This is a genomic window from Rahnella sp. NRRL B-41462, from assembly GCF_003263525.1.
Taxonomy (GTDB): domain Bacteria; phylum Pseudomonadota; class Gammaproteobacteria; order Enterobacterales; family Enterobacteriaceae; genus Rahnella; species Rahnella aceris.
Genome location: NZ_JYDF01000036.1, coordinates 1 through 12,636 on the forward strand (window position 1 = coordinate 1; position 12,636 = coordinate 12,636).

Annotated in this window: 9 protein-coding genes; 5 read left to right on the forward strand and 4 right to left on the reverse strand. The window is 48.4% G+C overall.

All coding sequences use genetic code 11. From position 1 onward, the window contains the following. Nucleotides 1-53: 53 nt before the first annotated feature. The 4 genes from pflA to ycaO all read right to left on the reverse strand — a co-directional run bounded on the left by pflA (nucleotide 54) and on the right by ycaO (nucleotide 6,543). On the reverse strand, nucleotides 54-794 hold the full coding sequence (pflA, locus tag UC14_RS09840; RefSeq protein ID WP_015689580.1) for a pyruvate formate lyase 1-activating protein: 741 nt from the start codon (nucleotides 792-794) through the stop codon (nucleotides 54-56). Nucleotides 795-1,065: 271 nt separating this feature from the next. After that, entirely contained in the window at nucleotides 1,066-3,348 is a 2,283-nt protein-coding gene (gene pflB, locus UC14_RS09845) for a formate C-acetyltransferase (RefSeq protein ID WP_112197628.1), read from the reverse strand. 75 nt (nucleotides 3,349-3,423) lie between these two features. Next, nucleotides 3,424-4,281, reverse strand: a complete 858-nt coding sequence (gene focA / locus UC14_RS09850) for a formate transporter FocA (RefSeq protein WP_013574829.1) — start codon at nucleotides 4,279-4,281, stop codon at nucleotides 3,424-3,426. Nucleotides 4,282-4,779: 498 nt separating this feature from the next. After that, entirely contained in the window at nucleotides 4,780-6,543 is a 1,764-nt protein-coding gene (gene ycaO, locus UC14_RS09855) for a 30S ribosomal protein S12 methylthiotransferase accessory factor YcaO (protein WP_112197640.1), read from the reverse strand. Between the two features lie 325 nt (nucleotides 6,544-6,868). On the opposite strand from ycaO, the gene serC reads away from it, so the two are divergent. The 5 genes from serC (at nucleotide 6,869) to ihfB (ending at nucleotide 12,412) form a co-directional block, all read left to right on the forward strand. After that, on the forward strand, nucleotides 6,869-7,954 hold the full coding sequence (gene serC, locus UC14_RS09860; RefSeq protein WP_037036024.1) for a 3-phosphoserine/phosphohydroxythreonine transaminase: 1,086 nt from the start codon (nucleotides 6,869-6,871) through the stop codon (nucleotides 7,952-7,954). A gap of 104 nt (nucleotides 7,955-8,058) precedes the next feature. After that, nucleotides 8,059-9,342 (forward strand): 3-phosphoshikimate 1-carboxyvinyltransferase, encoded by a 1,284-nt coding sequence (aroA, locus tag UC14_RS09865; RefSeq protein ID WP_112151115.1) that lies wholly within the window; start codon nucleotides 8,059-8,061, stop codon nucleotides 9,340-9,342. 196 nt (nucleotides 9,343-9,538) lie between these two features. Further along, entirely contained in the window at nucleotides 9,539-10,237 is a 699-nt protein-coding gene (gene cmk, locus UC14_RS09870; protein ID WP_013574833.1) for a (d)CMP kinase, read from the forward strand. A 156-nt stretch (nucleotides 10,238-10,393) separates the two neighbouring features. Then, complete coding sequence (gene rpsA / locus UC14_RS09875) at nucleotides 10,394-12,067, forward strand: 30S ribosomal protein S1 (protein WP_015689619.1); 1,674 nt, start codon at nucleotides 10,394-10,396, stop codon at nucleotides 12,065-12,067. A 60-nt stretch (nucleotides 12,068-12,127) separates the two neighbouring features. Beyond that, nucleotides 12,128-12,412, forward strand: coding sequence for an integration host factor subunit beta (gene ihfB, locus UC14_RS09880; protein WP_013574835.1), 285 nt, complete (start codon nucleotides 12,128-12,130; stop codon nucleotides 12,410-12,412). Nucleotides 12,413-12,636: the final 224 nt, after the last annotated feature.

Genomic DNA, 12,636 nt, shown 5'->3' on the forward strand with positions numbered 1-12,636 from the left:
TAAGTGACCGGCATTACGCCATTTGGCGTCTTTTTTATGAACATCTCAGGCTGTTAATAAATAACTTTATGCCCGTAACTGGCAAGAATATTTTTCACTCTTTCCATGATCTCTTTGGTGGGCGGATTTACGCCATCCAGACCGTATTTCTCACCCATTGCCGTCCATTTATGTTTGCCCAACTCATGGTATGGCAGCAGTTCGATCTTCTCGATGTTAGTCATATCTTTGGTGAACTCACCCAGCTTATGCGCGGAGTCATCATCATCAGACCAGCCCGGCACCACGACATAACGGATCCAGGTGCGCTGATTACGTTTTGCCAGATAGCGGGCAAAGTCCAGAGTGCGGTGGTTGGACACGCCCACCAGATTCTGGTGAATGTCATCATTCATCTGCTTGAGATCAAGCATGACCAGATCAGAGACATCCAATAATTCGTCGATCACCGGATCATAACGGCGGACAAAACCGTTGGTATCCAGGCAAGTGTTGATCCCTTCTTTCTGGCAGGCGCGGAACCAGTCACGCACAAACTCTGCCTGAAGAATGGCTTCGCCACCAGAGGCTGTTACACCACCGCCGGAAGCATTCATGAAGTGACGATACGTCACGACTTCTTTCATTAAATCATCAACATTGATCTCTTTTCCGCCATGTGTATCCCAGGTATCGCGGTTGTGGCAATACATGCAACGCATCAGGCAACCCTGGAAGAAAACAATGAAACGGATACCTGGGCCGTCAACGGTGCCACAGGATTCATATGAGTGGATGCGACCTTGAACTGACATTGCGGGTTATTCTCCATAGTGACCAATAAATAGCAGTCTACATGTGCGGATGCTGGCCTGGCAGAGATAAACTGGAAACCACAGGTTTATGATACCAGACAATCAATAAGGTTGATTGTCAGCAATGGCGGTACTGCTTTGCCAGAAGTCCACAACGTATAGCGCTCTGGCAAAACAGACTGTCGTACAGACAGTGCGGGCAGGGAGGGATGAAACAAAGGCTCCACATTGTGGAGCCTTTTTTATCAGACCAGATTACAAGGTTGAATTATTACAGGGACTTGGTGAAAGTACGGGTAATAACGTCTTGTTGCTGTTCTTTAGTCAGTGAGTTGAAACGCACTGCGTAGCCAGAAACACGAATGGTCAGCTGAGGATAGTTTTCAGGATGTTCCATCGCATCTAACAGCATTTCACGGTTCATGACGTTCACGTTCAGGTGTTGACCACCTTCGATGGACGCTTCGTGGTGGAAGTAACCATCCATCAGACCCGCAAGGTTGGCTTTACGCACATCATCGTCTTTACCCAGCGCATTTGGCACGATAGAGAAGGTATAAGAAATACCATCTTTCGCGTAAGCAAACGGCAGTTTAGCAACGGAGGTCAGAGAGGCAACCGCACCTTTCTGGTCACGACCGTGCATTGGGTTAGCACCCGGCCCAAACGGAGCACCAGCACGACGACCATCTGGAGTGTTACCTGTTTTCTTACCATAAACCACGTTAGAGGTGATGGTCAGAACAGACTGAGTTGCTACAGCGCCACGGTAGGTACGCAGTTTCTGAATTTTCTTCATGAAACGTTCTACCAGGTCACAAGCGATGTCATCTACGCGAGAATCGTTGTTACCGAACTGTGGATACTCACCTTCAATTTTGAAGTCTACAGCCAGGCCGTCTTCGTCACGGATGGTGCTAACTTTTGCATATTTGATAGCAGACAGGGAGTCAGCAGCAACAGACAAACCTGCGATACCACATGCCATGGTGCGATAAACATCGCGGTCATGCAGAGCCATCAGCGATGCTTCGTAGCTGTATTTGTCATGCATGTAGTGAATGATATTCAGCGCAGTCACGTACTGTTTAGCCAACCAGTCCATGAAGTGATCCATGCGATCCATGACTTTATCAAAGGTCAGCACTTCATCCATCATTGGTGCTTCTTTAGGACCAACCTGGATTTTCATTTTTTCATCAACGCCGCCGTTGATTGCGTACAACATGGTTTTCGCCAGGTTTGCACGAGCGCCGAAGAACTGCATTTGTTTACCCACAACCATTGGGCTCACACAACAAGCGATAGCATAGTCATCGTTGTTGAAATCAGGACGCATCAGATCATCGTTCTCATACTGTACAGATGAGGTATCGATAGACACTTTCGCTGCGTACTTTTTGAAGTTCATTGGCAGCTTTTCTGACCACAGAATGGTCATATTTGGCTCTGGTGAAGGTCCCATGGTGTACAGGGTATTCAGGAAGCGGAAGCTGTTTTTGGTAACCAGAGTACGACCATCAACACCCATACCTGCCAGGGATTCTGTCGCCCAGATTGGGTCACCGGAGAACAATTCATCATATTCAGGGGTACGCAGGAAACGCACCATACGCAGTTTCATAACCAGATGGTCAATCAGTTCCTGAGCTTGTTCTTCGTTCAGTTTGCCTGCTTTGATATCACGTTCGATGTACACGTCAAGGAAAGTAGAGACGCGGCCAAAGGACATCGCAGCACCGTTCTGAGATTTAACGGCAGCCAGGTAACCGAAGTAAGTCCACTGAACAGCTTCTTGTGCAGTTGTTGCAGGACCAGAGATATCGCAGCCATATTTAGCCGCCATTTCTTTAATCTGACCCAGAGCACGGTGTTGTTCTGAGATTTCTTCACGCAACTGGATGGTCATTTCCAGGTTTACGCCATTTTCCAGGTCGTCTTGCAGAGACTGGAATTGTGTGTATTTGTCGGCCATCAGGAAGTCGATACCATACAGCGCGACGCGACGGTAGTCACCGATGATACGGCCACGACCATAGGCATCTGGCAGACCGGTCAGCACACCAGATTTGCGGCAGTTCAGGATGTCTTTAGTGTAAACATCGAAAACACCCTGGTTGTGGGTTTTGCGGTAATCAGTGAAGACTTTTTTCAGTGCCGGATCCAGTTCACGACCGTAAACTTTACATGAACCTTCCACCATTTTGATGCCGCCGAAAGGGATCAGGGCACGTTTCAATGGCGCGTCAGTTTGCAGACCAACGATGGTTTCCAATGATTTGTTGATGTAGCCGGCATCGTGAGAGGTGATGGTAGAGGCAACGTCGGTATCGAAATCTACTGGAGCCTTAGTACGGTTCTCCAGTTTGATACCATCCATTACTTTATCCCACAGGGTGGTTGTCGCTTGGGTAGCGCCAGCCAGGAAGGACTCATCACCTTCATACGGTGTGTAGTTCTTCTGAATGAAGTCACGGACGTTTACGCCATTCTGCCATTCACCAGCACTAAAACCCTGCCATGCGTTGGTCAATTTTTCATTGAGCTTGGACATTTTGCACCTACCTTCTAATTTGGATTTCTTTAAAAATCACGTGTAAAACTGTCGTAACAAGACTGCCACATTGTTTCAGTGGTGTTTCTCATCGCGAAGATATATGACCCAGTACGTTAACCCTACCAGCAAACCACCCCCAATGATGTTACCGATGGTCACAGGGATGAGATTGTCTATGATAAAGTTAGGGATATTCAGCTCTGCGAATTGTGCCGGTGTTGCCCCGACAGCCTGCCAGAATTCTGGTGTCGCAAAATTTTTCACTACGATGCCTAAAGGGATCATGAACATGTTAGCAATGCTGTGTTCAAAGCCGCTGGCGACAAACATGCCGACCGGTAAAATCATAGCGAACATTTTATCCATCAGACTGCGGCCGGAGTAACTCATCCATACCGCCAGGCAAACCATCAGGTTTGCGAGGATCCCCAGACATACGGCTTCGATAAATGTGTGATGCATTTTATGATCAGCAGTTTGCAGAACGTTCAGTCCCCACAAACCGTTATCAACCATGTATTCACCGGAGAACCAAATCAGAGCCACAAAGAATAAGCAGCCGACCAGGTTACCAATATAGACATTGACCCAGTTGCACGCCAATTGCCCCCAGGTGATTCGACCGCTGGCTTTCGCAATGACGATAAGTACAGTGGACGTGAACAGGTCCGCACCACATACGACAACCAGCATAAGACCCAGAGAGAAGCAGATGCCTCCAACCAGTTTTGCAAGGCCATAAGGGACGGTACCGGTGCCTGTAGTGGCGGTGATATAAAAAGCAAAAGCAATAGAAATAAAGACGCCAGCAGTAATGGCTAAAAAGAATGTTTTTAACGGCTGTTTGGTGGCTTTATAAACGCCAGCATCTTCAGCAATTTTCGCTGTCGCGGCGGGTAAAATGAGATCGAAGGGGTTGTCAGCTTTCACATTAACTCTCTTATTCAGGGCTATGCACTGCGCAACGAGATACTAGCAAAGCAGTATAACGTAAAAATTGACGTGGATCATATGAGGGGGTTTTTGGTGGTTTTTAATGGACTGCCAAAGGGGTGGTTTTATGGGTAATTAATTGAAAATAAACGAATAAAAAGATTTTAATTTTTGCAAATAAAGTTGAGAAAGCAAGCGTTTATTTTCAGATTTCAGTTAATACAAAGGATTCAGTGTTAATAAATATCGTTATTTTGATTTTATAAATTTCACTTTCAATTAACTTATAAAATAATTGCTATATTTTTCTCGCAAAAATGACAAGCGGGTATTATTTCGCGCGGAATTACACGTCATTTTGATGGTCGAGTCAAACTTTTGCGGACAAATACAGCAGCAGAAGCTTAGGATTTATAGTGAACTGATAGCGAATTTATAAACAAAAAAACCGACAGGAAATCCCGTCGGTTTTAATCGCTTCAAAGTGTCAGTGAATCAGGCTTTCGACCAGTGACGACGTTTGGCGACTTGCAGCTTTTCGTATGCACCAAGCAGCGCCTGATGGGCTGGCAAGGCCTTCAGCTCAGGGTCGACTGCAAACAGACTGTGGAAACGGACTTCTCCACTGATGGCCGCCGAAGCATCCTCAACTGCTTTCTGACCATACATTTTCACGAAAGCGTTGTAGTACTGGGCTGGCTCGCGATCTTCTTCCAGAGACAACTGGAGCAGGGTTTGCAGGCAACGGTAATAGTTGTTGCGCTCATCGCTGTACACCGAGGAATTGAACTCATGCGCCCATTCAGCCCAGGTCAGCGCCTGATCCAAATCACCACCGGCAAGAGCCAGCATAGATTTCAGCTCACCGACACGCAGCGTGTACCAGCCGTTGTCTTTGCCGCTGGCGATCCCCAGCAGTTCGCGAACGCGGGTAAAGTCATCCAGACCTTCATCGTCGAGTTGAGTGATCATCTCAAGATAGGTTTCTTTTGGCAGATCGCTGCCCGGCAACGCCAGCAGTTGATCACGCAAATGCGCGCCCATGCTGTTATTCGCCAGCAATAAATCTTCGGCAGGATAAATGTCAGACATGCCCGGAACGATAATGCGGCAGGCGTATACATCCAGATGTTCGTAATCGGCGATATACACTTCAGCATCTTCTTTATCAAAGATAGCCATCAGTGTCGCAAATTCTTCTTCAGTGGTACCGCTGAAACTCCAGTCTGCAAACGGATAGTCTGCGTCTTGTTTGAACATATCCCATGAAATCAGACCGCTTGAGTCGATGAAATGGGTTTCAAGGTTAGCGTGTTCAGCCACTTCTTCGTCGTCAAAAGTAGGCGCCGTGAAGACATCCAGGTCTTTCAGACTGCGGCCTTGCAACAGTTCCGTCACGGTACGTTCCAGTGCGACGCCAAAATCAGGGTGTGCACCAAAGGACGCGAAACAGGTCCCGTTCGCCGGGTTGAACAGAACCACGCAAATGACCGGATAATTGCCGCCCAGCGAGGCGTCATAAGAAAGAATAGGGAAACCTTCTTCTTCCAGTTTGGCAATGGCTTCAACCACTCCAGGATAGCGTGCCAGAACCTCAACAGGGATTTCAGGCAGGCTGATGGATTCTGCAATGATGCGGTTTTTGACATAACGCTCGAAGACTTCTGACAGCCCCTGAACCCGCGCTTCATTGGCGGTGTTACCCGCGGACATCCCGTTGGAAACGTACAGGTTGCCGATGATGTTCATCGGAATATAGACGGTTTGCAGATCGGACTGACGGGTAAATGGCAGAGCGCAGATACCACGATCAGGATTGCCTGATTGCAGGTCGATCAGATCACGGGCAACCAGTTCTTTATCGGCATCATAAAATGCGTGCAGGCGCTCATCCAGGATCCCGGCGGGCAGACTGTCGTCTTCCGGAAGCGGGAACCACTTCTCATTCGGATAATGAACGAAATCGCCATTAGCGATTTCTTTGCCCAGATAGAAATCAGCGAAGAAATAGTTAGTCGACAGGCGCTCAAAATATTCACCCAAAGCAGAAGCCAGTGCGGCTTTTTTGCTGGCGCCTTTACCGTTGGTGAAGCACAGCGGGCAGTCGCGATCGCGAATGTGCACTGACCAGACGTGGGGAACCGGATTCAGCCACGAAGCTTCTTCGATATTAAAGCCGAGATCGGTGAGTTTTTGTTGGAAGCGGGAAATGGAGTCTTCCAGCGCCGCGTCTTTACCAGGAATAAAAGTTTGGGTCATTGAGTTCACTTTTGAGCGTGCTAAAAACGTGCAATGATACGGGGTTTTGCACATTAGCTCCATGTATTCGTGTTAAGAATGTAATCGCTGTGTGAAGTCAAAGGCTTGAGTTTGAACACGCTGTTATACCGTGTGAAATTTGACGGTGCTTACACATATTATTCCGAAAAATCAGGGTTAAAAGGAGGAATGAACCTTGTGATCAACATCTCATCGCTGTTTATCAGGTCGTCATCAATAACCGTTGCAGACTGCTTGTCTCGGATGATAAAACCGTTAAATTAGTGACTACTATGTGACTGTCTCAGAGAAGTGGTGAGGGGAAATGACTCAGGTTTATAATTTTAGTGCAGGTCCGGCAATGATCCCGGCTGAAGTATTGCGTCGTGCGGAACAGGAACTTTGTAACTGGCACGGACTGGGTACATCGGTGATGGAAATCAGTCACCGTAGTAAGGAATTTATCCAGGTTGCTGAAGAATCCGAAAAGGATATCCGTGACCTGCTCAATATTCCCTCGAACTATAAAGTGCTGTTCTGCCATGGCGGCGCCCGTGCGCAATTTGCTGCTGTGCCAATGAACCTTTTGGGTGAAAAATCCTCCGCTGATTATATTGATGGTGGCTATTGGGCACACAGCGCAGTTAAAGAAGCCCAAAAATATTGCACGCCAAACGTGATTGATGTCACCACTACGATTGATGGTAAGCGTGGCATTCTGCCGATGAGCGAATGGAAACTGAGTGCAGATTCTGCCTACGTTCATTATTGCCCGAATGAAACTATCGATGGTATCGCTATTGATGAAATGCCTGATTTTGGCGACAAAATCGTGGTAGCAGATTATTCATCCTGCATTCTTTCCCGCCCGATTGACGTCAGCCGTTTTGGGGTGATTTATGCTGGCGCGCAGAAAAATATCGGTCCTGCGGGTCTGACCCTGGTTATCGTTCGTGATGATCTGCTGGGCAAAGCGCGCACTGAATTGCCTTCTATCCTCGATTATACCGTGCTGGCTGAGAACGACTCTATGTTCAATACCCCGCCGACCTTTGCATGGTATCTGTCAGGTATGGTATTCAAGTGGCTGAAAGAGCAGGGCGGTCTGCGCGAAATGGAAAAGCGCAATCGTGCAAAAGCCGAACTTTTGTATGGCGCAATCGATCGCACCGGCTTCTATCGTAACCCTGTGGTGGCGGCTAACCGTTCGTGGATGAACGTTCCTTTCCAGATGGCAGATGCCTCGCTGGATAAACTGTTCCTTGATCAGGCACAGGAAGCCGGTCTGCATGCACTAAAAGGCCACCGCGTGGCTGGCGGTATGCGCGCATCTATTTATAATGCAATGCCGATTGAAGGCGTAAAAGCCCTGACCGACTTTATGGCGGAGTTCGAAAAACGTCACGGTTAAGTGTGCTGGCTTTCAGGCTCGCAGAATGCTTCATTGAGAAGCCTTAAAAATGACCCCGGCGCAATGTCCGGGGTCATTTTATGAAAAGAAGAATTGGAGAAAGAGTGGAATCCCTGACATTACAACCCGTTGCGCTGGTTAACGGCAGCATCAATTTACCTGGCTCAAAAAGTGTTTCTAACCGCGCACTTTTACTGGCTGCTTTTGCACAGGGTACTACCCGCCTGACTAACCTGCTCGACAGCGATGATGTGCGTCATATGTTGACAGCACTGACTCAACTGGGTGTCACGCATCGTTTATCTGCATCCCGCACCGAGTGTGAAATCGATGGTCTGGGCACGGCTTTTTCCAATGCTAAAGGTCTGGAACTGTTTCTTGGGAATGCAGGAACCGCAATGCGTCCGCTGGCGGCAGCATTATGCCTGGGCGAACAGGATGTTGTACTGACCGGTGAGCCGCGCATGAAAGAGCGCCCGATCGGACATCTGGTTGATGCGCTTCGTCAGGGCGGTGCGCAGATTGATTATCTGGAGCAGGAAAACTATCCGCCTTTGCGCCTGCAGGGTGGATTTAGTGGCGGTGACGTCAGTGTTGATGGCAGTGTTTCCAGCCAGTTTCTGACAGCGTTATTGATGACAGCTCCGCTGGCAGATAACGATACAACCATTCAGATTAAAGGTGATCTGGTTTCCAAACCTTATATCGATATCACGCTGAACCTGATGAAAACCTTTGGTATTGAAGTGGAAAACCACGAGTACCAGAGATTTAGCATCAAAGGACGTCAGCATTATGTGTCTCCGGGAGCATATCTGGTCGAAGGTGATGCCTCTTCAGCATCCTATTTCCTGGCCGCTGCGGCGATCAAGGGCGGTACGGTTCGTGTGACCGGAATCGGCAAAAACAGCATGCAGGGCGATATTCGTTTTGCAGACGTGCTGGAAAAAATGGGTGCTACTATTCACTGGGCTGATGATTATATCGAATGTACCCGCGGTGAACTGAACGGCATTGACATGGACATGAACCATATTCCTGATGCAGCAATGACCATTGCTACCGCTGCCTTGTTTGCTGAAGGCCCGACAACGTTGCGTAATATTTACAACTGGCGTGTTAAAGAGACCGATCGCCTGACGGCGATGGCGACTGAGCTGCGTAAAGTCGGTGCAACAGTGGAAGAGGGCGAAGATTACATTCGTATTGATCCGCCTCAATCGCTGAAATTTGCCGAAATTGGCACCTATAATGATCACCGCATGGCGATGTGTTTCTCGCTGGTGGCGTTATCCGATACGCCGGTGACCATTCTTGATCCGAAGTGTACCGCAAAAACGTTCCCGGACTATTTTGACCGTCTGGCGGCAATCAGCACACTGGCATAGTTTTTCACTTGGTTGCCCGTGTATGAACGGACATCCCTGATGTCCGTTTTTTTGTTTTCAGGCTCAGAACCGTCCGCTTTTTAGCCAACTGAAAAATGTGGGGTAACAGTTGCAGTGAAGGCAGCGTATAATGCCGCTCCTGAATTAGTCCTGTGAGGCTAATGAAGCGGGCATACCCCACCGAAAGGAGACAAAAATGACGGCTTTAGCCCCGGTAATCACCGTTGATGGGCCAAGTGGTGCAGGTAAAGGTACGTTGTGTAAAGCGTTGGCCGAAGCCTTTAACTGGCATCTGTTGGATTCCGGCGCGATTTACCGCGTTTTGGCGCTGGCGGCTTTGCATCACCAGGTTGATATTGTCTCAGAAGAGGCGCTAGTTCCGCTTGCCGCACATCTCGACGTTCGTTTTGTGGCTCAGGATGGGCAGTTGCACGTTATTTTAGAAGGTGAGGATGTTACCCATGAAATCCGCACCGAAACGGTAGGCAATACTGCGTCTCAGGCGGCGGCATTTCCCCGAGTTCGTGAAGCATTATTGCGCCGGCAGCGCGCATTCCGTGATGCACCGGGCCTGATTGCGGATGGTCGTGACATGGGGACGGTGGTTTTCCCTGATGCACCGGTGAAGATATTTCTGGATGCCAGTTCGGAAGAACGTGCAAACAGAAGAATGCTACAGTTGCAGGAAAAAGGCTTTAGTGTTAACTTTGAACGGCTTTTAGCCGAGATCAAAGAGCGCGATGACCGTGATCGTAACAGGCCCGTCGCGCCTTTAGTGGCTGCTTCTGATGCGTTGTTGCTGGATTCAACCAGCATGTCCATCGACGAAGTCATCGAAAAAGCACTGGCTTATGCCACAGAAATTCTAGGATTGCCGCAAAAACAAACCCGGTAATCGAGCCTCACTCTGGTGCTGAAGAATATTCAGTGCCAGTTTTGGCTATAGTTTTTTTTAACCTCGCCGCAAGGATCTGTAGCGGGGCATTTGAAACAACCCCATCCAGCAGGAAGCCAGATGGACGTTAAACTTAAGAACCTAAAGATTATCAACATGACTGAATCTTTTGCTCAACTCTTTGAAGAATCCTTAAAAACAATCGAAACCCGTCCTGGTTCCATCGTTCGTGGTGTTGTTGTGTCTATCGACAAAGATATCGTACTGGTTGACGCCGGTCTGAAATCTGAGTCTGCAATCCCGGCAGAACAATTCAAAAACGCACAGGGCGAACTGGAAATCCAGGTTGGCGACGAAGTTGATGTTGCGCTGGACGCTGTTGAAGACGGCTTCGGTGAAACTCTGCTGTCCCGTGAAAAAGCTAAACGTCATGAAGCTTGGATCACGCTGGAAAAAGCTTACGAAGAATCTGCAACTGTTACCGGTGTTATCAACGGTAAAGTTAAAGGCGGTTTCACTGTTGAGCTGAACGGTATTCGTGCGTTCCTGCCAGGCTCACTGGTAGACGTTCGTCCTGTTCGCGACACGCTGCATCTCGAAGGCAAAGATCTTGAGTTCAAAGTCATCAAACTGGACCAGAAACGCAACAACGTTGTTGTTTCCCGTCGTGCAGTAATTGAGTCTGAGAACAGCGCAGAGCGCGATCAACTGCTGGAAAACCTGCAGGAAGGCATGGAAGTTAAAGGTATCGTTAAGAACCTCACTGACTACGGTGCATTCGTTGATCTGGGCGGCGTTGACGGCCTGCTGCACATCACTGACATGGCTTGGAAACGTGTTAAACACCCAAGCGAAATCGTTAATGTTGGCGATGAAATCACTGTTAAAGTTCTTAAATTTGACCGTGAGCGTACCCGTGTATCACTGGGTCTGAAACAACTGGGCGAAGATCCTTGGGTCGCTATCGCTAAACGTTACCCAGAAGGTACTAAACTGACTGGTCGCGTTACCAACCTGACTGATTACGGCTGCTTCGTAGAAATCGAAGAAGGCGTTGAAGGTCTGGTTCACGTTTCTGAAATGGATTGGACTAACAAAAACATCCACCCATCTAAAGTTGTTAACGTGGGCGATGTTGTTGAAGTTATGGTTCTGGATATCGACGAAGAACGTCGTCGTATCTCCCTGGGCCTGAAACAATGCAAAAACAACCCATGGCAGCAATTCGCAGAAACCCACAACAAGAACGACCGCGTTGAAGGTAAAATCAAGTCAATCACTGACTTCGGTATCTTCATTGGTCTGGACGGCGGCATCGACGGCCTGGTTCACCTGTCTGACATCTCCTGGAACGTTGCAGGCGAAGAAGCAGTACGTGAATACAAAAAAGGCGACGAAATCGCAGCTGTGGTACTGCAAGTTGATGCAGAACGTGAACGTATCTCCCTGGGCGTGAAGCAACTGGCTGAAGATCCATTCAATAACTACCTGTCTGTTAACAAGAAAGGTACTATTGTTACTGGTAAAGTTACAGCAGTTGACGCCAAAGGTGCTACAGTTGAATTAGCTGGCGGCGTAGAAGGTTACCTGCGCGCTTCAGAAGCTTCTCGCGACCGTATTGAAGACGCAACTCTGGTTCTGAGCGTTGGTGATGAAGTAGAAGCTAAATTCACCGGTGTTGATCGTAAGAACCGCGTAGTAAGCCTGTCCGTCCGTGCTAAGGACGAAGCAGACGAGAAAGATGCAATCGCTGTTGTTAACAACAAACCAGACGAAAGCAACTTCTCTAGTGCTATGGCTGAAGCGTTCAAAGCGGCAAAAGGCGAGTAATGACGGGGGGCGGCTCAGTCGCCCCGAAACGGTAGTTTAGCTGCAAAGCTTGGAGGTACTATGACCAAGTCTGAACTTATTGAAAGACTTGCTGGCCAGCACTCTCATATCCCGGCGAAAGCTGTTGAGGATGCAGTGAAAGAGATGCTTGAGCATATGGCTGCAACCTTGGCTGATGGTGAACGCATCGAAATCCGTGGGTTTGGCAGTTTTTCTCTTCACTACCGTGCTCCGCGTGTTGGGCGCAACCCTAAAACTGGCGATAAAGTCGAGCTGGACGGCAAGTACGTTCCTCACTTTAAGCCAGGGAAAGAGTTGCGTGATCGCGCGAATATTTACGGCTGAGGCTTTCGCCTGAACGTAAATGTCTGCCTATAGCGAACGTAAAGCGGCACCTCTCGGGGTGCCGTTTTTTTTGCTTTATGACGAATAAGTTCCCCCTCTTTCAGTTGCGATCATAAAATTTTTGCGTAACGTCACGCAGCGTTTTGCTTTCCTGGTTGCTCCTTCTTTGCATGAAAATCATACTCCGGCACGAAAACATGTCTGATGAACGTGAAGGGAGTAAA